This window comes from Burkholderia guangdongensis, from assembly GCF_013403875.1.
Classification (GTDB): domain Bacteria; phylum Pseudomonadota; class Gammaproteobacteria; order Burkholderiales; family Burkholderiaceae; genus Burkholderia; species Burkholderia guangdongensis.
In genome coordinates, this window is record NZ_JACBNX010000001.1 from 29,794 (window position 1) to 51,066 (window position 21,273).

18 protein-coding genes and 1 riboswitch are annotated in these 21,273 nt (G+C 67.6%); of the genes, 14 read left to right on the forward strand and 4 right to left on the reverse strand.

Features of this window, described 5'->3' with window-relative positions; genetic code table 11:
* Window positions 1–11: 11 nt before the first annotated feature.
* Both HZI36_RS00150 and HZI36_RS00155 read left to right on the forward strand, forming a co-directional pair.
* A complete protein-coding gene (locus HZI36_RS00150; RefSeq protein WP_179400584.1) occupies window positions 12–1,298 on the forward strand; it encodes a DUF445 domain-containing protein in 1,287 nt (428 codons plus the stop codon).
* Window positions 1,299–1,308: 10 nt separating this feature from the next.
* Window positions 1,309–1,395: riboswitch (Fluoride riboswitch) on the forward strand.
* A gap of 75 nt (window positions 1,396–1,470) precedes the next feature.
* Window positions 1,471–2,712: a voltage-gated chloride channel family protein gene (locus tag HZI36_RS00155; RefSeq protein ID WP_179400585.1), complete on the forward strand. Its 1,242-nt coding sequence runs from the start codon at window positions 1,471–1,473 to the stop codon at window positions 2,710–2,712.
* Window positions 2,713–2,740: 28 nt separating this feature from the next.
* Here HZI36_RS00155 and HZI36_RS00160 read toward each other — a convergent pair whose 3' ends face one another.
* Window positions 2,741–4,645: an ABC transporter ATP-binding protein gene (locus HZI36_RS00160; protein ID WP_179400586.1), complete on the reverse strand. Its 1,905-nt coding sequence runs from the start codon at window positions 4,643–4,645 to the stop codon at window positions 2,741–2,743.
* A 467-nt stretch (window positions 4,646–5,112) separates the two neighbouring features.
* Here HZI36_RS00160 and HZI36_RS00165 point away from each other — a divergent pair, with 467 nt between their 5' ends.
* On the forward strand, window positions 5,113–6,000 hold the full coding sequence (locus tag HZI36_RS00165) for a Dyp-type peroxidase (RefSeq protein WP_179400587.1): 888 nt from the start codon (window positions 5,113–5,115) through the stop codon (window positions 5,998–6,000).
* A gap of 77 nt (window positions 6,001–6,077) precedes the next feature.
* On the opposite strand, the gene HZI36_RS00170 is transcribed toward HZI36_RS00165, so the two are convergent.
* A complete protein-coding gene (locus HZI36_RS00170; RefSeq protein ID WP_179400588.1) occupies window positions 6,078–6,479 on the reverse strand; it encodes an OsmC family protein in 402 nt (133 codons plus the stop codon).
* Between the two features lie 644 nt (window positions 6,480–7,123).
* On the opposite strand from HZI36_RS00170, the gene HZI36_RS00175 reads away from it, so the two are divergent.
* Both HZI36_RS00175 and HZI36_RS00180 read left to right on the forward strand, forming a co-directional pair.
* Complete coding sequence (locus tag HZI36_RS00175) at window positions 7,124–7,888, forward strand: Rossmann-fold NAD(P)-binding domain-containing protein (protein WP_179400589.1); 765 nt, start codon at window positions 7,124–7,126, stop codon at window positions 7,886–7,888.
* Window positions 7,889–8,030: 142 nt separating this feature from the next.
* Complete coding sequence (locus HZI36_RS00180) at window positions 8,031–9,047, forward strand: NADP-dependent oxidoreductase (protein WP_179400590.1); 1,017 nt, start codon at window positions 8,031–8,033, stop codon at window positions 9,045–9,047.
* Between the two features lie 9 nt (window positions 9,048–9,056).
* Here HZI36_RS00180 and HZI36_RS00185 read toward each other — a convergent pair whose 3' ends face one another.
* Window positions 9,057–10,109, reverse strand: coding sequence for an AI-2E family transporter (locus tag HZI36_RS00185; RefSeq protein ID WP_179400591.1), 1,053 nt, complete (start codon window positions 10,107–10,109; stop codon window positions 9,057–9,059).
* A gap of 796 nt (window positions 10,110–10,905) precedes the next feature.
* On the opposite strand from HZI36_RS00185, the gene HZI36_RS00190 reads away from it, so the two are divergent.
* The 8 genes from HZI36_RS00190 (at window position 10,906) to HZI36_RS00225 (ending at window position 17,791) form a co-directional block, all read left to right on the forward strand.
* Window positions 10,906–11,259: a YciI family protein gene (locus HZI36_RS00190; RefSeq protein ID WP_179400592.1), complete on the forward strand. Its 354-nt coding sequence runs from the start codon at window positions 10,906–10,908 to the stop codon at window positions 11,257–11,259.
* A 123-nt stretch (window positions 11,260–11,382) separates the two neighbouring features.
* A complete protein-coding gene (locus tag HZI36_RS00195) occupies window positions 11,383–11,805 on the forward strand; it encodes a YciI family protein (RefSeq protein ID WP_179400593.1) in 423 nt (140 codons plus the stop codon).
* A 41-nt stretch (window positions 11,806–11,846) separates the two neighbouring features.
* Window positions 11,847–12,266: a VOC family protein gene (locus HZI36_RS00200; protein ID WP_179400594.1), complete on the forward strand. Its 420-nt coding sequence runs from the start codon at window positions 11,847–11,849 to the stop codon at window positions 12,264–12,266.
* Window positions 12,263–13,534: a DUF6596 domain-containing protein gene (locus HZI36_RS00205; RefSeq protein WP_179400595.1), complete on the forward strand. Its 1,272-nt coding sequence runs from the start codon at window positions 12,263–12,265 to the stop codon at window positions 13,532–13,534. The genes HZI36_RS00200 and HZI36_RS00205 overlap by 4 nt, the downstream gene beginning before the upstream one ends.
* A 168-nt stretch (window positions 13,535–13,702) precedes the next feature.
* Window positions 13,703–14,125, forward strand: coding sequence for a rubrerythrin family protein (locus tag HZI36_RS00210; RefSeq protein WP_179400596.1), 423 nt, complete (start codon window positions 13,703–13,705; stop codon window positions 14,123–14,125).
* A 170-nt stretch (window positions 14,126–14,295) separates the two neighbouring features.
* The gene (locus HZI36_RS00215) at window positions 14,296–15,633 is read left to right on the forward strand and encodes a (Fe-S)-binding protein (protein ID WP_179400597.1); all 1,338 of its coding nucleotides are present in this window, start codon (window positions 14,296–14,298) and stop codon (window positions 15,631–15,633) included.
* Between the two features lie 42 nt (window positions 15,634–15,675).
* The gene (locus HZI36_RS00220; protein WP_179400598.1) at window positions 15,676–16,257 is read left to right on the forward strand and encodes a DUF3501 family protein; all 582 of its coding nucleotides are present in this window, start codon (window positions 15,676–15,678) and stop codon (window positions 16,255–16,257) included.
* 508 nt (window positions 16,258–16,765) lie between these two features.
* Window positions 16,766–17,791 (forward strand): transposase, encoded by a 1,026-nt coding sequence (locus HZI36_RS00225; protein WP_179400599.1) that lies wholly within the window; start codon window positions 16,766–16,768, stop codon window positions 17,789–17,791.
* Between the two features lie 79 nt (window positions 17,792–17,870).
* On the opposite strand, the gene HZI36_RS00230 is transcribed toward HZI36_RS00225, so the two are convergent.
* Window positions 17,871–19,424: a mannose-1-phosphate guanylyltransferase/mannose-6-phosphate isomerase gene (locus HZI36_RS00230; protein WP_179400600.1), complete on the reverse strand. Its 1,554-nt coding sequence runs from the start codon at window positions 19,422–19,424 to the stop codon at window positions 17,871–17,873.
* Window positions 19,425–19,855: 431 nt separating this feature from the next.
* Between HZI36_RS00230 and HZI36_RS00235 the strand changes: the two genes are divergently transcribed.
* On the forward strand, window positions 19,856–21,235 hold the full coding sequence (locus HZI36_RS00235) for an undecaprenyl-phosphate glucose phosphotransferase (RefSeq protein ID WP_179400601.1): 1,380 nt from the start codon (window positions 19,856–19,858) through the stop codon (window positions 21,233–21,235).
* The last annotated feature ends 38 nt before the right edge of the window (window positions 21,236–21,273 follow it).

A 21,273-nucleotide genomic window follows, 5' to 3' on the forward strand; every position in this document is an offset into this window, starting at 1 on the left:
CCGACGCGCCCATGACGCCAGACAAAGCCCAGGAACTGAACCGGAGCAAGCGCCGCGCGCTGCTGCTGCTGCTCGTCGCGGCCGCGGTGTTCGTGACGACGCTGTTCCTGCCGCGCGGCGTCTGGATCGACGGGATCAAGGCGGTCGCGGAGGCCGCGATGGTCGGCGCGCTCGCCGACTGGTTCGCGGTCGTCGCGCTGTTTCGCCGCGTGCCGATCCCGATCGTGTCGCGTCACACCGAAATCATCCCGCAGAACAAGGACAAGATCGCGGACAACCTCGCGACGTTCGTCCGCGAGAAATTCCTCGGCCCGGACGCGCTCGTCGCGCAGATCCGCCAGCACGATCCGGCGAAGTGGCTCGGCACGTGGCTGTCCGAGCCCGCGAACACCGACGCGCTCGGCGGCTACGTGACGAAGATGATGGGCTTCGCGCTCGACATGACCGACGACGGCCGGATCCAGACGTTCATCCGCGATGCGTTCCGCGCGCTGGTCGACAAGGTCGACCTGTCGCAGTCGGTCGGCGCGATCCTCGACACGCTGACGAAGGACGGCCGCCATCAGACGCTGCTCGACGACGGCATCGCGCAGCTCGTCGACGTGCTCGCGAAACCGGAGAACCGCGGCATGATCGCCGCGTACATCGTCGACTGGCTGAAGAACCGCTATCCGACCGTCGAGCGGCTGTTGCCGAAGAACTGGATCGGCGAGAACGGCGCGGAGATGCTCGCGAACGCGGTGAGCCGCGTGCTGCAGCAGATCGCCGAGGATCCCGAGCACGAGCTGCGGCAGCGCTTCGACGCGACGGTCGCGAAGCTGGTCGACCGGTTGAAACACGATCCGCGCTTCATCGAGAAGGGCGAGGAGATCAAGCGCTACATCCGCGACGGCGATGCGTTCAACGTCTACGTGAAGGATCTGTGGGAGCAGCTGCGCGCGTGGCTGAAGGCCGATCTCGAACGCGACGATTCGGCGCTGCACCGGCGGGCCGCGTCGCTCGGCGGCTGGCTCGGCGCGCGGCTCGGCGAGAGCGGCACGCTGCGCGCGTCACTGAACGAGCACATCGAGAAGGCCGTGCACGAGATGGCGCCGGATTTTGCGGCGTTTCTCACGCGCCACATCCGCGACACCGTGCGCAACTGGGACGCGCGCGAGATGTCCGAGCAGATCGAGCTCAACATCGGCAAGGATCTGCAATACATCCGGATCAACGGTACGCTGGTCGGCGGGCTGATCGGGCTCGGGCTCTACGTCGTGTCGTACGCCGCGCACGGGCTCGGCGCGCTGGCGCGCTGAAGTGTACAATGCGCGCCACGGAGATGGCATGCCTCCTTTAACCGCCGGCGAGTTGCAGAATGTGCAGCATGGCCCGGCTGATGATGCCTACGCGTCCTGGGTTTCGGGAGGTCGTAGGCCGTCCATGCGGTATCCTGCCGCCCAGGTTTGATTTCCGTCGAATCTGGCCATCATGAAATCCTTCTCTTCCGCCGACCTGTTCTCGTCCGCGCGCTACCTGTGCCGCTGGCTCGCGCTGTCGTCCGCGCTCGGCGCGCTCGCCGGCTCCGCGTCCGCGCTGTTCCTGATCGCGCTCGACTGGGCGACCGGCACGCGCGTCGCGCATCCTGCGCTGCTGTGGGCGCTGCCCGCGGCCGGCTTCGCGACCGGCTGGGTCTATCACCATTTCGGCCAGTCGGTCGCGCGCGGCAACAACCTGCTGATCGACGAGATCCACGATCCGAAAGCGCTCGTGCCGAAGCGGATGGCGCCGCTCGTGCTCGTCGCGACCGTCGTCACGCATCTGTTCGGCGGCTCCGCCGGCCGCGAGGGAACCGCGGTGCAGATGGGCGGCGCGCTCGCCGATCGCGTCACGCAGCTGTTCGGCCTCGGCCGCGACGAGCGGCGCGTGCTGCTGATGGGCGGCATCGCGGCGGGCTTCGCGTCGGTGTTCGGCACGCCGCTCGCGGGCGCGGTGTTCGGCCTCGAGGTGCTCGCGATCGGCCGCGTCCGCTACGACGCGCTGTTGAGCTGCGTCGCGTCGGCGATCGTCGCGGATGCCGTGTGCCGGCTCTGGGGCGTTCATCACACGGTCTACGCGATTCCGTTCGTGCCGCGCGTGAGCCCGGCCGGGCTCGCGGCGACCGTCGTCGCGGGCATCGCGTTCGGCGTCGTCGGGATGCTGTTCGCGGAAGCCACGCATCGGTTGTCCGCGCTGTTCAAGCGCCATATCCGCTACGCGCCGCTGCAGCCGGTGGTCGGCGGGCTGATCGTCGCGGCGGCCGCGACCGCGCTGAACGTGCCGCAATATCTCGGTCTCGGCATTCCGACGATCGAGGCCGCGTTTCACGGCGCGCTGCCCGCGTACGATTTCGCGGGCAAGTTCGCGTTCACGGTCGTCACGCTCGCGTCGGGCTTCAAGGGCGGCGAGGTGACGCCGCTGTTCTACATCGGCGCGACGCTCGGCAACGCGCTCGCGCCGCTGCTCGCGCAGCCGGCGCCGTTGCTCGCGGGGCTCGGCTTCGTCGCGGTGTTCGCGGGCGCGGCGAACACGCCGATCGCGTCGACGATCATGGCCATCGAGCTGTTCGGCGCGGACGTGGGCGTCTATGCGATCGTCGCGTGCGTGGTCGCCTATCTGTTTTCCGGGCACGCGGGAATCTATCGCGCGCAGCGCGTCGCGATCGGCAAGGGCGAGGTGGAGCCGGGCGAGTGACGGTGCTCGCCGTGCGGCTCCGGCTCGGCTACGCCTGCGCGCGCAGATCCGCGCCGGCCGGATCGTCGCGATCGCCCGGCGCCGGCCCGTCGGCCAGCCCCTTCGCGAGCTCGAGCGCCTGCCGCTCGAACAGCCGGCGATAGACGCCGCCGTCGACGCGAATCAGCGCGTCGTGGCTGCCTTCCTCGATCACCGCGCCGCGCTCGAGCACGAGCAGCCGGTCGAGCGCGCGCACGGTCGATAGCCGGTGCGCGACGACGAGCGTCGTGCGGCCTTCCATCAAGCGCTCCATCGCCTGCTGGATCAGCACTTCGCTTTCGCTGTCGAGGCTCGACGTCGCTTCGTCCAGGATCAGGATCGGCGCGTCGGCGAGGAACGCGCGCGCGATCGCGACGCGCTGGCGCTCGCCGCCGGACAGCTTCACGCCGCGTTCGCCGACGAGCGTGTCGTAGCCGTCGGGCAGTGTCGCGATGAAGTCGTGCGCGTTCGCGAGTTGGGCCGCGCGCTCGATCTGCGCGCGGCTCGCGCCGGGCCGCGCATACGCGATGTTCTCCGCGAGCGTCCGGTGGAACAGCACCGGCTCCTGCTGCACGATCGCGATCTGGCGGCGCAGCGAATCCTGCCGCACGCGCGCGATGTCCTGGCCGTCGATCGTGATCCGCCCGTCCGACACGTCGTAGAGTCGCTGGATCAGCTTGATGAACGTCGTCTTGCCCGAGCCCGAGTGGCCGACGAGCCCGATCCGCTCGCCCGGCGCGATCCGCATCGAGAAGTCGTCGTAGAGCGGCGCGTCGTCGTCGCCGTTGTAGCGGAACGTCACGCGCTCGAAGCGGATCTCGCCCGCGCCGATCGCGATCGGCTGCGCGCCCGGACGGTCGTCGATGCCGAGCGGCTGGCGGTCGAGCGCGACGAGCTCTTCCATGTCGTTTACCGAGCGCTGCAGGTTGCGGATGTGCAGCCCGATGTCGCGCAGATAGCCCTGCAGCATGAAGTACGTCGTCAACGCGAACGTGACGTCGCCGACGCCCGCCTCGCCGCGCGCCCACAGCAGCAGCGCGGTGCCGATGATCGCAGCCTGGATCGCGACGAGCATCGTGCTCTGCACGCCGCCGTTCAGCGTGCCGCGCACCCACGTGCGGCGCGTGCGCTGCCGCCACTTGCCGAGCACGCGCGCGAGCCGCGCTTCCTCGCGCGTCTCCGCGCCGAACGCCTTGACGACCGCGTTGCAGCTGACCGCGTCCGCGAGCGCGCCGCCGACGCGCGTGTCCCACGCGTTCGCGAGCCGCGCGGCCGGCGCGACGAAGCCGAGCGACAGCGCGACGGTGACGCCGACGTACAGCAGCGAGCCGGCGCCGATCACGAGCCCCATCAGCGGCCAGCGCGCGCCGAGCAGCGCGGTCGCGCCGACGAGCATCGTCAGCGACGGCAGGAGCGCGATCAGCAGCGTGTCGTTGAGCAGGTCGAGCGCCCACATGCCGCGCGTGATCTTGCGCACGGTCGAGCCCGCGAAGCTGCTCGCGTGCCAGTCGGTCGACAGCCGCTGCACGCGGTGGAACGCCGCCGACGCGATCTCGCTCATCATCGTCAGCGTCAGCGCGATGATGTTCATGTAGACGAGCTGGCGCATCAGCATCGCGCCGATGCCGAGCGCGGCGAGGCCGGCGAATGCTTCGACCGCGGCATGCAGCGCCGCGTGTGTCGCGTGTGTCGCGTGTGGAGCGTGTGCGGAGGCCGCGCGGTCGGCCGCGCCGGCGGATAGCGCATCGACGAGCCGGCCCGCGAACATCGGCGTGAGCACGTCGGCGAGCGCGGCGACGAGCGCGAACAGTGCGACGCCGCCGATCCGCCACGGCTGCCTGCGCCAGTAACGGAACGTGAAGCCAAACACAGCGCGGAAGGCCTGCCCACCGCGAGAGGTCGTTTGTCGAATCATGTGCGCGTGCCCGGCGCGTACGGCGACGGGACTTTCCAATGGATTCAGCGAATCGGGAAAACGCGACAGCCGTGCCCGCGCGAACGGCGCGGGCGATGCTTCAACGGCTGGCGGGACGGGCGCGGCCGATCGGGCCGACGCGGACGGCGAGCTGGGTCAGCTTCGCCGCGGGATCACGCTCGAGGGCGCTGGCTGCGGTCGAGACATCAGGCACCTCCTTTGCGTGTCGATTGAAAGGGCGTCGAAAAGACGTGAAGGGATTCTATCAGCAGTGCTCGGGAGGCGGCAATGTCTGATGAATGGGCCGCGCGGTGAAAGCGCGCCGGCATATCGATTAAACTGCGCGATCAAATCGCCCGACTGAGCGCCCGACTGAGCGCCCGACTGAGCGCCCGACCGAACCGCATGGGCTCGCGCCCGTCGGGCGGCGCGGCTTTCGACCATTCACGAGACTTTCCGAGGAAACGATGAGCGACGTTCAGCAAGGCATTCTGGATCCGATCGACGACGCGTCCCGATACCTGACTTTCACGATCTCGAACGCCGATCGGGTGGCGGCGACGCTTCGCGCGCTGCGCGACGTCGTCGACGGGCGCGGCGCCGTGGTCGGCATCGGGCGCTCGCTCGTCGAGCACAGCGGCCGCTCGATCGACGGGCTGAGCGCGTTCCCCGAGATCGCGGCGAACGGCTTGTCGGTGCCGTCGACGCCCGCCGACCTGTGGGTCTGGCTGCGCTCGGACGATCGTGGCGACGTCACGCTGCGCGCGCGGGCGATCGAGCGCGCGCTCGCGCCGGCGTTCGCGCTGCAGGACGCGGTCGACGGCTTTCGTTACGGGCGCGACGGCAGCGATCGCGATCTGTCGGGCTACGAGGACGGCACCGAGAACCCGACCGGCGACGACGCGCTCGAGACGGCATTCGTCGCCGGGCAGGGCGCGGGGCGCGACGGCGCGAGCTTCGTCGTCGTCCAGCAGTGGCTGCACGACTTCGCGAAGATGGAAGCGACGTCCGCCGACATGGACAACGTGATCGGCCGCCGCCGGTCGGACAACGAGGAGCTCGACGACGCGCCCGAGTCCGCGCACGTGAAGCGCACCGCGCAGGAGAGCTTCGAGCCGGAGGCGTTCATGCTGCGCCGTTCGTCGCCGTGGTCGGATGCGCGCCGCGCGGGGCTGTATTTCATCGCGTTCGCGCATTCGTTCCGCGCGTTCGAGGTGCAGATGCGGCGCATGCTCGGCCTCGACGACGGCATCGTCGACGGGCTGTTCCGCTTCACGCAGCCGCTGACGGGCGCGTATTTCTGGTGTCCGCCGATGAAGGACGGGAAGCTGGATCTGTCGGCGCTCGGGTTGTAAGCCACGCGCGAGCGTCGGGACGACGGGCGGGCCATGCACGATGCATGGCCCGCTTTTTTTTTTGCGTCCGCGTTTCGTCAGCGCAGCGTCGTTTCGATCCGTGTGCCGCGCTTGATGAAGAGCGTGACGGGCGTCTTCTCGCTGATTTCGGCGAGGCGCTGGCGCTGGGCTTCGTCGAGCGGACCGTCTAGCGTCACGACGCGGCGCACGTACTGGGCGCCTTCGCGGTCCGCGTGCAGCTCGGTGTGGACTTCGATGCGCGAAGGCGGCCAGCCTTTGCGCTGCATGTACATCCGCAACGTCGCGGCCGTGCAGGCGGCCAGGCCGGTCAGCACGAATTCGTAAGGCGCCGGGCCGCGGTTGCCGCCGCCTTCGCGTTCGGCTTCGTCGCCGATCAGCGCATGCGAGCCGGCTTGCAGGCCGACGACGTAGTTGGGGGCGTCAGGTTCGAGGACGGCGGCGGCTTGAATCAGCGGCATGGCGGGGGGCTCCGGTGGATGTCGGTCACGCTGCCGCGTCGCGCGGCGGCTCCGGGCGCCAGCATATCCGCTTCGTCCGCGTCGCGTCGACCACGAGATCGGCTCGCGTCGTTCGGCAATGGGCAATGGGCAATGTCCGCGTGTCACGTTACGGCAGGTCAAGCGTGGCAGGAAACGTTACGTGACGTCGGTGTCATTCGAGCGCATTTCCGCTCCCTTCGCATGCCGGCAATGCGCTGCGCGGCGACAGGTAGAACGCCTGAAAAATCAATCGGCAAATCGTTTGCGTGCCACGTGGCCATGCGGTCCGGCAAGGGCCGTTATTGCCTCTTGATCGGTGGGTGGCGCGGATATTGCGGAGGTATTCGCGCACGGTAGGCAAGGAACCCATAACCATCGCGCGCGTGACGCGCTCCCGCCCAACCGTTTGTCCGCGCTCCAAAGAAAAAAGGCGGTGACCAGCGCCTGCGCGAGAGCGGAAAGGAACACTTTAAGCATTCGGGGGAAGTATGACGATTAATCGGCAGGCCGGCGGAGGGGATTCGATGACCGCCGCGGCGATCCGCAATGTGTATGACGGGGCTGTGTGCCCGCCGATGGTGTGCCGCACGACGAGCAGAACCGCCGTATCCGCGACCCGGTCGATGCTTGCTGGCTCGCTCGATTTCGCGGTCGTCGTGTCGGGCGCATTTATCGCGTCCTATGTGCATGTCGAGGACGACTCGCTCAACAGGCCCGGGCCGTGGCTCATCGTATGCGTCGTGCTGCTGACGCTCGCGGCCTTTTCGATGTTCGGCGTGTACGAGCCGTGGCGCGGTCGCCCGCTGTCCGCGCTGATCGCGCGCACGGGCGCGGGCTGGCTCGTCGCGCAGCTCTGCGCGCTCGCGCTGCTGCCCGTGCTGCCCGACGCCGGCCTCGTCGAATGGCCTCAGTTCGCGTACTGGGCCGGCCTGTCCGGCGTTGCCTTTATCGTGATTCGCGTGTTTGCGTGCGCGGTGCTCGCGCACGTGAGGCTCGCAGGGTTCGACCTGTGCAAGGTCGCGATCGTCGGCGACGGCGCGTATGCGACGGATGTGATTGCCGGGCTGGCGTCGGCGAGCGAAAGCGGTTTCCGCGCCGTTGCGCTCTATCACCCCGAGGGCGACGCCCTCACCACGCGCGAGGCGGTGCCGACCTTCGGCGATCTCGACGCGTTTGCGGCGGCCGTGCGAGCCGAGCGCGTGACGGAACTGTGGTTTGCGATGCCGATGTCGGACGCGTGCGTGATTCAGGCGGTATTGCGCGAATTCGGCAGTGAAATCGCCCACGTTCGCGTGGTGCCGGACGAGCACGGTCTCGGCTCCATCTCCGGGGCGGCGACGCGCCTGATCGACATGCCGACGATCAATCTCGCGGTGCCGCTGGTGTAAGGCGCCGGTTTATTAATCCACTGCATGAATCGACGCGTGCAATATTCATTTAATTTATTCACGCGGTTCGCGTACGCTGACCGTTTTGCCCGGGCGCCCGCGTGACGCGGCGCGCTCGGCGAGACGACGGAGGAGAACCGACATGTCCACGCTGATCAATCGTCAACTGCTGCTGAAGACGCGCCCGGACGCGCGTGTCGGCCGCGAGCATTTCTCGCTCGTCGAGACGCCGGTGCCCGAGCTCGCGCCCGGCGAAATCGTCGTGCGTGTGCTGTATCTGTCGATGGACCCGACGAACCGCGTGTGGATGAGCGACATTCCGCAATACCTGCCGCCGGTCGCGATCGGCGAGGTGATGCGCGCGCTCGGGATCGGGCGCGTCGTCGCGTCGCGTTCGCCGGATTTCGCGGAGGGCGATCTCGTGCAGGGGCTCGTCGGCTGGCAGGACTACATGGTCGCGACGGCCGAGCAGGCCGCGCAGTTCCTGACGCTGCCCGCGTCGCCGGGGCTGCCGCTGCCGACGCTGCTCGGCGCGTGCGGGATGAGCGGGCTGACCGCGTATTACGGCCTCACCGAGATCGCGCCGGTGCAGCCGGGCGAGACGCTCGTCGTGTCGGCGGCCGCGGGCTCGGTCGGCTCGATCGCCGGGCAGATCGGCAAGATTCACGGCGCGCGCGTCGTCGGCATCGCGGGCGGCGCGGACAAGTGCCGCTATCTGACCGAGACGCTCGGCTTCGACGCGGCCGTCGACTACAAGGCCGACGACTTCAAGCAGCAGCTGAAGGCCGCGACGCCCGACGGCGTGCACGTGAACTTCGAGAACGTCGGCGGCGACGTGATGCGCGCGGTGCTGTCGCGGATGGTGATCGGCGGGCGCGTCGCGCTGTGCGGCGTGATCGCGAACTACAACAACACGCGGCCGACGGATGACGTCAGCGTGCTGATCTCGAAGCGGCTGACGATGCGCGGCTTCCTGATTCTCGATTACCGGAAGAGCCGCGAAGCGGTCGAGCAGCTCGGCGCGTGGCTGCTCGCCGGCAAGCTGAAGGCGGAGGAGACGGTCGCGGACGGGCTCGAGAACGCGCCCGAGGTGCTGAACCGGCTGTTCGACGGCAGCCATCGCGGCAAGCTCGTGCTGCGCGTGGATCCGCAGGCGTGATAGTGGCTTTCACTCGCCTTCTTCGGTGCGGGTGAAAATATCCCAGCTCGCCATGAACAGCGCGGCGACGAGCGGCCCGATCACGAAGCCGTTGATGCCGAACACCGCCATCCCGCCGATCGTCGAGATCAGCACCGCCCAGTCGGGCATTTTCGTGTCCTTGCCGACGAGCACCGGGCGCAGCAGGTTGTCGACCATCCCGATCACGCCGACGCAGAACGCGACGAGGATCACGCATTTCCAGACCGCGCCGATGATCAGGAAGTAGATCGCGGCCGGCACCCACACGAGCCCGGCGCCGATCGCGGGCAGCAGCGACAGGAACGCCATCAGCGAGCCCCACAGCACGACGCCGTCGATCCCGAGGATCCAGAAGATCAGCGCGCCCAGCGCACCCTGCACGAGCGCGACCGCGATGTTTCCCTTGACGGTGGCGCGCACCACGGTCGTGAACTTCGTCAGCAGCAGGCCCTTGTGCGCCTCGTCGAGCGGCAGCGCGCGGCGCACGCGGCGGCCGATCTCGCCGCCGTCGCGCAACAGGAAGAACACCAGATACAGCATCACGCCGAAGCTGACGACGAACTGGAACGTGTTCTGGCCGATGCTGAGCGCCTGCGACGCGACGAACTGGCTGATCTGCGCGGCGCCGTCGGTCAGCCGTTTCTGGATGCTCGGGATGTCGTTCAGCCCGTAACTGGCGAGCAGATGCTGGACGGACGTCGGCAGCGCGTGCAGCGCGTCCTTGAAGTACGTCGTGTAGTTCGGCTGCGCGCTCTTGATCTCCTGATACACGTAAGCGATTTCCTGCACGAGCGTCGCGGTCACGAACACGAGCGGCAGGATCACGATCAGGATGATCAGCGTCATCGTCAGCAGCGCGGCGAAATTGCGCCGCTTGCCGAGCCGGGCCGCGAGCCAGCGCTGGATCGGCTGGAACAGGATCGCCAGGATGGCCCCCCAGAAGATCGCGCCGAAGAACGGCGCGAGGATCCAGCAGAGCCCGATCGTGACGACGAACAGCAGGAAATGGAAGAATTTTTGGTGATCGTTTCCGCTATCCATGATGCGTTCGCGTATCGGTTGGATGATCTCGAATGCCCGGGTGCCTGCCGGGGCGGCCTGTACGACGGACGGCTCGAACCGGAGTATGCCCGCAAAGACGCGGCGCTGATAGGTGTGAACATTCCACGGCCCCGACCAGGGGAGCCGCGTGTCCGGACTTCCGACCTGCGCGTGCGGCGGTTTGATCTCCGCGCCCGGACCTCCAGCGTCCGTGTACGAGGGCCTGACCGCCGCACTCGGACCTCTGGCCGCCGTGCGTGAATGTTTGACCGCCGCACTCGGACCTCCGGCCGCCGTGCGCGAGTGTTTGACCGCCGCACTCGGACCTCCGACCGCCGTGCGCGAGTGTTTGACCGCCGCACGTGGACCTCCGACCGCCGTGCGCGAGTGTTTGACCGCCGCACGTGGACCTCCGACCGCCATGCGCGAGTGTTTAACCTCGGGCACGCGGACCTCTGACCGCCGCGCGCGGACCTCCGGCCTCCGCGCACGACGGTTCAACCGCCACACGCGGACCTGCGGCCGCCGGACACGGCGGTTTAACCTCGGAAACGCGGACCTCCGACCGCCGCGCACGAGGGTTTGACCGGGACACGCGGACCTCCGGCCGCCACGCATGAGGGTTTGACCGGAACACGCGGACCTCCGGCCGCCACGCACGGCGGTTTGACCACCGCACGCGGACCTCCGATCTCCGCGTACGGCGGTTTGACCGTGACGTCGGCGCGGCGCCGGCTCAGAATAACGAACCGTCGACGGCGCACCGCCGTCGCGAGCTGAATGAAAGGAGTTCCGGATGGCCTACATGCTGCTGATAGTCGAGCCGGTCGGCGAGCGCGCGCAGCGCACGCTCGCCGAAGGGCAGGAGCTGTACGCGAGGATGCAGGATTTCGCGGCGACGTTGCAGGCGCGCGGCGTGCTGCGCGGCGTCGAGTCGCTCGAATCGGCCGAGCGCGGTGCGCGCGTGCGGGTTCGCGGCGGCGAAACGCAGTTGATCGACGGCCCGTTCGCCGAAGCGAAGGAGATGATCGGCGGCTTCTTCGTCGTCGACGTCGATACGCAGGCCGAAGCGATCGCGATCGCGCGCGAGTGCCCGGCGGCGCAATGGGCGACGGTCGAGGTGCGCGCGGTCGGCCCGTGCTTTCTGTGAACGCATTTAGGTATTTACCCTGATGCGTTCGTTCGCCTGTCGATCGGGCCTGCGGTCGCGCGTCGTGCTGGCAGAGCGCCGGCGAATCGGCGCCGCAACCGATCCGCTCAAGGAGAGAACACGATGCGATTCATGATCATGGTGAAGGCGAATGCGATCAGCGAATCGGGCGCGATGCCCGACGAAAGCCTGATCGCCGCGATGGCGACGTACCACGAGGCGCTCGCGAAGGCGGGCGTGCTGCTCGACGCGTCCGGCCTGCAGCCGAGCGCGAAGGGCTGGCGGATCCGCTACGCGGACGGCAAGGGCACGGTGGTCGACGGGCCGTTCGCGGAGACGAAGGAGCTGATCGCCGGCTATACGCTGATCCAGGTGCGCTCGCGCGACGAGGCGCTCGAATGGGCGCGGCGCTTCCCGGCGCCGTTCGGCGCGCAGATGGACGGCGAAATCGAAGTGCGCCCGCTCTTCGAGCTCGACGACTTCGCGCAGAGCGACGCGGTCGAGCGGTTCCGCGAGCTCGAGACGACGCGCCACCCGGCCGGCTGAACGCAGTATCCCTATTCATATAGACAGAAAAGGAGCGAACCATGCACCAACAGATTTTCGTGAACCTGCCGGTCGCCGACCTGCCGCGCGCGAAGACGTTCTATATTGCGCTCGGCTTCGAGACGGTGCCCGCGTATACGAACGACGACGCGGCGTGCATCAAGCTCGGCGACACGATCTTCGCGATGCTGCTCGTGAAGCCGTTCTTCCAGAGCTTCACCGACAAGGCGCTCGCCGATCCCGCGACGCATCTGCAGACGCTGCTGTGCCTGTCGTGCGCGAGCCGCGACGAAGTCGACGCGCTCGTCGTGAAGGCGCGCGCGGCCGGCGGCGCGATCCCGCGCGCGCCGCAGGAGTATCCGGGCATGTACGGCCACAGCTTCGCGGACCCGGACGGGCACACGTGGGAGCTGATGTACGTCGCGCCGGACGCGCCGCCGCCGCACGGATCCGAATCGTGACGCAGCAGGCGGCCACGCTCCGTGCGGTCGAGGCCGCCTGGCGAATCGAGGCGCCGAAGATCATCGCGCGCGCCGCGCGGGTCGTGCGCGATGTCGGCGTCGCGGAGGAGCTCGCGCAGGACACGCTCGTCGCGGCGCTCGAGCACTGGCCCGTCGACGGCGTGCCCGACAATCCGGCCGCGTGGCTGATGACGGCGGTGAAGCGTCGCGCGCTCGATCGCGTCCGCCAGGAGGCGCTGCACATGACGAAGCGCGAGCAGCACGGCTACGAGCTCGACGCGCTCGGCGCGCACGTCGTGCCCGACATTGCGGACGCGATCGCCGACGCGCAGGACGACGACATCGGCGACGATCTGCTGCGGCTGATCTTCATCGCGTGCCACCCGGTGCTGTCGACCGACGCGCGCGTCGCGCTGACGCTGCGCCTGCTCGGCGGGCTGACGACGGGCGAGATCGCGCGCGCGTTCCTGACGCCCGAGCCGACGATCGCGCAGCGGATCGTGCGCGCGAAGCGCACGCTCGCGGCCGCGCGCGTGCCGTTCGAGGTGCCGCGTGCCGACGAGCGGCCCGCGCGCGTCGCGTCGGTGCTCGCGGTGATTTATCTGATCTTCAACGAAGGCTACGCGGCGACGGCCGGCGACGACTGGACGCGCCCCGCACTGTGCGACGAGGCGCTGCGGCTCGGCCGCGTGCTCGCCGGGCTCGCGGCCGACGACAGCGAAGTGCACGGGCTCGTCGCGCTGATGGAGCTGCAGGCGTCGCGGATGCACGCGCGCATCGACGCGCAGGGGCGTCCGGTGCTGCTGCTCGACCAGGACCGCGGCCGCTGGGATCCGCTGCTGATCCGGCGCGGCTTCGCGGCGCTCGAGCGCGCGCAGCGGCTCGGCGGCGTGCGCGGGCCGTATGCGCTGCAGGCGGCGCTCGCCGCGTGCCATGCGCGCGCGCGGCACGCGGCCGACACCGACTGGGCGCAGATCGTCGCGTTGTACGACGCGCTCGCCGAGGTGTCGCCGTCGCCGGTCGTCGAGCTGAACCGCGCGGTCGCGGTCGGGATGGCGTTCGGCCCGGCGGCCGCGCTCGCGCTCGTCGACGCGCTGCGCGACGATCCCGCGCTCGCGCGCTATCACTGGTTGCCGAGCGTGCGCGGCGATCTGCTCGCGAAGCTCGGCCGCGCGGACGAAGCGCGGGCCGAATTCCGCCGCGCGGCGGCGCTCACGCGCAACGCGCGCGAGCGCGAGCTGCTGCTCACACGCGCGGATCGGGCGTGACGCGCCTGCCCGACGACTATCGCGCGGATTGAAAAAGCCTATTGGGGAACGCGTGCGCGAGCGCCTAGATTGAATAGCACGGCGCGGCGGCCGTGTGCCGCACGCATCGTTCCCCACAATCACCGGTCCGGCTCGGCGCTCGGCCACGCCGGCCGCACGGAGGCGCAGATGGCTCAGCTCAAAGGCAGCAAAACCGAAGAGAACCTGAAGTTCGCATTCGCGGGCGAATCGCAGGCGAACCGACGTTACCTGTATTTCGCGTCGAAGGCGGACGTGGAAGGGCAGAACGACGTCGCCGCGCTGTTCCGCTCGACCGCCGAAGGCGAGACCGGGCATGCGCATGGCCATCTCGAGTATCTCGAAGCGGTCGGCGATCCGGCGACCGGGCTGCCGTTCGGCTCGTCGCGGCTGAACCTCGAATCGGCGATCGCGGGCGAGACCCACGAGTACACCGACATGTACCCGGGCATGGCGAAGGTCGCGCGCGAAGAAGGCTTCGACGAAATCGCGAACTGGTTCGAGACGCTCGCGAAAGCGGAGCGCAGCCACGCGAACCGCTATACGAAGGCGCTCGACGCACTCGTCGATTGATTCCGCACTCGTCGATTGATTTTGCGCTCGTCGACTGATTCCGCGCGGGTCGACTGATTCGCGGGCCGCGCGCCGGCCCGTGTGCGCGCGTCCCGTTCAAGACCGCCGCGTCGCGCTTGCCGTGACACGCGGCGGGCGCACGCGCGCATTTCGTTTCGCTGGAGCGCCTCATGCCCCACAAGGAAGGCAGCCTCGAAGCCCCGACCCGGCATCCGCTCGACTGGCAATCGGACGCGTTCTACGATCAGTCCGCGATCGATGCCGAGATGACCCGCGTGTTCGATATCTGCGCGGGGTGTCGCCGCTGCGTGTCGCTGTGCGGCGCGTTCCCGAAGCTGTTCGATCTCGTCGACGAGACGCCGATGGGCGACGTGCATGAAGTGTCGACCGACGCGTTCGCGCAGGTCGTCGACCAGTGCTATCTGTGCGATCTCTGCTACATGACGAAGTGTCCGTACGTGCCGCCGCACGCATGGAACGTCGATTTCCCGCATCTGATGCTGCGCGGCAAGGCCGCGCGCTACAAGCGCGGTGAAGTGGCGCTGCGCGACAAGGTGCTGTCGAACACCGACGCGCTCGGCCACTTCGCGGGCATTCCGATCGTCACGCAGACGGTGAACGCGGTGAACCGCACGCCGCCCGCGCGGCAGGCGCTCGAGTCGGTGCTCGGCGTCGACCGGAAAGCGTGGCTGCCCGAGTTCGCGCCGCGGCCGTTCCGCCGCGCGGCAAAGCGTTCGAGCGGCGCGTCCGTGCGCGACGGCGAGCGCACGCCGGGCAAGGTCGCGATTTACGCGACGTGCTACGTGAACTTCAACGAGCCCGGCATCGGCCACGATCTGCTCGCGATCCTCGCGCACAACGATATTCCATATGAGCTCGTGAAAAGCGAGGCGTGCTGCGGGATGCCGCTGCTCGAGCAGGGCAATCTCGACGGCGTCGCCGCGAAGAAGGCGAAGAACATTCCGGTGCTCGAACGCTACGCGCGCGACGGCTATGCGCTGATCGGCGCGATTCCGAGCTGCGTGCTGATGTACAAGAGCGAGCTGCCGCTGATGTTCCCCGGCGACGCGGCGGTGCGCGCGGTCGCCGACGCGTTCTGGGATCCGTTCGAATACGTGATCGCGCGGCATCGCGACGGGCTGCTGAAGACCGACTTCAAGACCGGGCTCGGCACGGTGTCGTATCACGTGCCGTGCCACGCGCGCGTGCAGAACATCGGCCGCAAGACGGCCGACGTGCTGTCGCTCGTGCCGGAAACGCGCGTGAACGTCGTCGAGCGCTGCTCGGGCCACGCGGGCACGTTCGGCGTGAAGAAGGAGTTCCACGCGGACGCGATGCGGATCGGCACGCCGGTGTTCAAGTCGATGGCGGGTGCGTCGCCCGACTACATCTCGTCCGACTGCGCGCTCGCCGGCCATCACATCGCGCAGGGGATCGACGAGGCGGGGCTCCAGGCGGCGCCGCTCGCGCATCCGCTGACGCTGCTGCGCAGGGCATACGGCATCTGAAGAAATCTGAAGGCATCCGAATTTTTTTTCGAGGATATCGATATGGCATTGACCCGCGATTCCCTGCTGACGCTCGAGGCGTACGCGAAGATCCGCAAGGCCGAGCATGCGCGGCTGATCGAGCACAAGCGGCGTCGCGCGGTGCCGCTCGGCAATCACGTGCGCTTGCTGTTCGAGGACGAAACGACGATCCGCTATCAGATCCATGAGATGCTGCACATCGAGAAGATCTTCGACGAGGACGGCATCGCGGGCGAGCTCGAAGCGTATCTGCCGCTCGTGCCGGACGGCACGAACCTGAAGGCGACGATGCAGATCGAGTACGAGCACGAGGCCGAGCGGCACGCGGCGCTCGCGCGGCTGATCGGCATCGAGGACAGCGTGTTCGTGCAGGTCGACGGCCACGAGCCGGTGCATGCGATCGCGGACGAGGATCTCGATCGCGAGACGGCCGAGAAGACGTCGGCCGTGCATTTCGTGCGCTTCGAGCTGAGCGGGCCGATGCGCGACGCGCTGCGGCGCGGCGCGGCGCTGTCGATCGGCTGCGATCACGCGCACTATCGGGTGCCGTCCCGGCACATCGATCCGGACGTCGTCGCGTCGCTCGTCGCGGACTTGCGCTGAGCGGTTTCAGGCAGTCGCCGCGCGGTCGCCGCACGACTGTCACGATGCGGGCCGAACCGCATTCAAGATTGCGCGAGAAGAAAAGATCGGACGATAAAAAATCGAACGAATTACCGATCGAATAATATTCAGCGATGAATTTCCCGTGATTTACCGATTATCACGAATCGATCTGGATATTTTTACGGCCGCAGGGTCGAAACCGCGCCGTTACACATCTTTCATTTTATTTCTATCGGTGCATCGCCTTGCAGGGCGGGCATCACAGGCCTATCGCCGGCTGGCATAAAAAGAAAATCAACAATAAATGGTTCACGCATCGGCGGCATCTTGTTTCAGTAAGTAACATTAAGTCAATGTCATCCTGAGACAAACCCTGAGGATGGTATCCTTCGTGCACAAAAAAATTCCCCACATAGGAACCATAATGTGCAACCAGGCCGCCGTGCGACTCTTCGCGCCGGCGCCGTCAATCGCAGCCCGGCCTGGCTGCGTGGAGAGATTGACTATGTTCTTCGATGAGCTAAACGATGAGGAGTGGAACCGCCTTTCGACGTTGATTGCCAACGAGCCTATCCGCCTGAATCGTCGTGGACGTCCGCGTGCCGATACGCGCGTCGTCGCCAATGCCGTGCTCTGGATCCTGACCACGGGCGAACCGTGGTCGAAACTACCCGGACGCTATCCGTCCGGGCCGACGTGCCGCCGCCGCTTCGAGGAGTGGCTCGCGGACGGCACGATGCTGAAGATGATCGATACGCTGACCGCATTCAGCGGTCGCACGTTCGCGTACATTCCGCCGCCGCCCGTGCCCGTCGCGCCGGTCGCGCAGGCGGAGCCCGCGCCGGACAACGACCGTCTGCGCGGCGTGTTCTGGCAGAACCCCGAGTCGTGGCAACTGCCGATCGGGCAGTCGGACGCATGGCCCGACGCGCTCGGTCTACGCGGTCGCGCGGACCATGAGAGCAATGTGGACGACGCGGACGATGCGGACGATGCGGAATCGTCGACCTTCACGGTGCCGGGTGCGGCGGTCGGCGCGCAGGCAGGCTTGCGCGATCCGCATGCGTCGGCCACGCAGCTCTCGCCGTCCGAGCCGCAGATCGACACGTATCGCGGCTACACGCTGTACTGCATCGCGCAGCCGGTGCAGAACCTGATGTATCGCGCGTGGGCCGAGATCGTGCTGGACGACCGGCGCATCGAGCGCTCGGGCCTGATCGGCCCGCGCTTCACCGATGCCGAATCGGCCGAGCAATACGCGCTCGACTGGGCGCGCCGATGGATCGATCGTCACGGTGTGCGGGCGGCGCCGGCGCGCGCGTCGAGAAAGCGCGTGCAGGTGATCGCCGGGCTGTCCGCGCTGGCCGTGGCCGAGTCGAACATCCGGCGCTTCGTCGCACAGCGCCGCAAGGCGCCGCTTGCAGACGGCCGCAAGGCGCCGCTAACGGACGGCCGCAAGGCGCCGCTCGCCGACAGCCGCAACGATTCGGTGCAGGCGGAGCGCCGCGAGCTCATGTATCGCGTGGGTTGAGCGTCGCGCGGCGTTCGGGCCGCATCCGCATCATGTATTGTGTATCGTGACCTGACGGGCGCCGCGGCGCCCGTCGTCTTTACTGCCGGCCGTAGGTGTCGTCGAAGCGGACGATATCGTCCTCGCCGAGATACGAACCCGACTGCACTTCGATCAGCTCGAGCGGCATCATGCCGGGATTCTCGAGCCGATGCGACACGCCGAGCGGAATGAATGTCGATTCGTTCTCCGACAGCAGGAACGTCTCGTCGCCGCGCGTGATGCGCGCGGTGCCGCGCACGACGATCCAGTGCTCGGCGCGGTGATGATGCATCTGCAGCGACAGCCGCGCGCCCGGCTTCACGACGATCCGCTTCACCTGGAAGCGCTCGCCCATGTCGACCGAGTCGTAATGACCCCACGGGCGATGCACCTTGCGGTGATCGGTCGCTTCGGCGCCGCGGTGCGCCTTGATGCGGCCGACGATCTTCTTCACGTCCTGCACGCGCGACTTGTCCGCGACGAGCACCGCGTCCGGCGTCTCGACGACGACGAGGTTCTGCGTGCCGACGCACGCGACGAGCCGGCTCTCCGAATGCACGAACGTCGATTCGGCATCCTCGAGCAGCACGTGGCCGCGCGCGACGTTGTCCGCGCCGTCCTTCGGCAGGATCTGCCAGATCGCGTCCCACGAGCCGACGTCCGACCAGCCCGCGTCGAGCGGTACGACGACGGTTTCGCAGATCGACGATGCGTTCGACAGCGGTTCCATCACCGCGTAGTCGATCGAGTTCGACGGCGACGACGCGAACGCGTCGCGATCGACGCGGAAGAAATCGCCGTCGTCGTGGCCGAGCGCGATCGCGCGCTCGCATGCGTCGAGCATCGCCGGCGCGAAATGGCGGATCGCGTTCAGCCACACCGACGCGCGGACGATGAAGATCCCGCTGTTCCACCAGTATTCGCCGGACGCGACGTATTTCCGCGCGAGTTCGAGATGCGGTTTCTCGACGAAGCGCTCGAGGCGCTTCACGTCGATGTCGCTGCTGTCGCCATTGCGGCGGCCGTCGTACGACGCGCCGACGCGAATGTAGCCGTAGCCGGTTTCGGCGTGCGTCGGCACGATGCCCATCGTCGCGATCCGGCCTTGCGCCGCATGCTGCACGCCGGCGGCGACCGCCGCGTGGAAGCGCGGCAGATCGGCGACCGCGTGATCGGCGGGCATCACGGTCATCACCGCGTCGCCGCCTGCATCACCCTTGTCCGCGAGGATCCGCAGCGCGGCGAGCGTCAGCGCGGGCGCGGTGTCGCGGCCGAGCGGCTCGAGCACGATCGACGCGCGCTTGCCGGTCACGCGCAATTGCTCGGCGGTCGTGAAGCGATGGTCCTCGCCGCAGACGACGAGCACGTCGTCGATGCGCGGATGGCCGCTCGTCAGGCCGTCGAGCCGGCACGCGGTCGCCTGCAGCAGCGAATGCTCGCCGAGCAGGCCGATCAACTGTTTCGGATAGTGCTCGCGCGACATCGGCCACAGGCGCGTGCCGGAGCCGCCGGCGAGAATCACGGGCTGTACCGCGACACGCGCGCCGGCGCGCGTGTCCGTGTCGGAAGAAGGGGCGCGGAGCGTGTCCGCTGCGGTTGCCGGAGCATTCATGACGATGGCACTCCTCGGTTGCTGTCAGTGCCTGTCGTTTTAGCATGAAGTAAATCGACAATAAAACCGCGCGAATTCGGTGGCGATTCGCGTGATATTGAGCCCGTAAAATTTTTTGATCCAAGGTTCGGCACGGGCAAAAAAATCAGAAATAAATCCGATCGGAACAGCGGAGAGCCTTGATGTAAAAGGCTTACAGCCTATTCTTCCGATCTTTTCCCTGGTGCGAGCGTGAGTCATTCGGGAAAACGTGCCGAATTCATTCGTCATTCGAAAGGGAAAGATTTTCCGATTAAATTTCGAAATACTTGTGCGCTTGAGGGGGGATTTTCTTGCCGGTTCAATAGCGTCATGCAACGTATGAATCGAATCCGCGGCAGGGCCCGCGCGGCGCGCAGTCCGGCAAGCATCTGTCCAGTGAGGAAGCGAACATGTTGAGCGTGCTGGCGAGAATCATCGACATCGCGATGGTCGTGGCGGGAGCCGCGATCGCCGCCGCGCTGCACGATACGAGCCTCGTGTGGCTCGACGATCCGCAGCGCACGATGGTGCTGGTCGACTGCCTGCTCGTCGTCGTGTGCTTTCCCGCGTTCGGCATCTATCAGTCGTGGCGCGGCAAGCGCTTCATCGGGCTGATGGGGCGCGTCGCGCTCGCGTGGCTCGTCGTCGAAGGCGCGGGCATCCTGATGAGCGTCAGCTTCCATCAGTCGGGCGATCTGTCGCGTCTGTGGCTCGGCTACTGGGCGATCGTGTCGATCGTGCTGCTCGCGGGATCGAAGGCGTGCGTGCACGCGATCCTGCGCGAGCTGCGGCGCGGCGGTTACAACCACAAGGCGGTCGCGATCGTCGGCGGCACGCCCGCGGCGCGGCGCCTGATCGCGCAGATGCGTGCGCGGCCCGAGGCGGGCTTCCGGCCGGTCTGTGTGTTCGACGACGGCGACGCGGCCGAAAGCGACGTGATGCTCGACGACGTGCGGATCGAGCGCAGCTTCGACACGCTCGTGCGCCTCGTGCGCAGCCGCGCGATCCACGAGCTGTGGCTCGCGCTGCCGGTGTCGGAGGAAGCCCGGATTCACCGGATCGTGACCGTGTTCCGCCACGACTTCGTGAACATCCGGCTGATTCCGGACGTGCGCACGCTGTCGCTGTTCAACCAGGAAGTCGTCGAGCTGCTCGGCGTGCCGGCGATCAATCTCGCGGCGTCGCCGATCACCGACGTGCGGATCCTGCCGAAGTTCGTGTTCGACCGGATGTTCGCGCTCGTCGCGCTGACGGGGCTCGCGCCGCTGATGGCCACGATCGCGCTGATGATCAAGCTGACGTCGCACGGGCCCGTGTTCTTCCGGCAGAAGCGCAAGGGCATCGACGGCCACGAGTTCGAGATCTACAAGTTTCGCTCGATGAAGGTGCACAGCGAGACGGCGGGGCAAGTCACGCAGGCGACGAAGCACGACCCGCGCGTGACGGCGGTCGGCCGCTTCCTGCGCCGCACGAGCCTGGACGAGCTGCCGCAGTTCATCAACGTGCTGAAGGGCGAGATGTCCGTCGTCGGCCCGCGCCCGCATGCGCTCGAGCACGACGACATCTACAAGGATCTGGTGAAGGGCTACATGTTCCGCTACCGGATCAAGCCCGGCATCACCGGCTGGGCGCAGATCAACGGCTATCGCGGCGAGACCGACCGCGTCGAGAAGATGATGGGGCGCGTGAAGCTCGATCTCTACTACATGCAGCACTGGTCGTTCTGGCTCGACATCAAGATCGTCGCGCTGACGCTCTGGAAAGGCTTCATGGGCAGCAACGCATATTGAACGCTGTCTTCCGAATCACTGGCAACACGCAAGAGGTC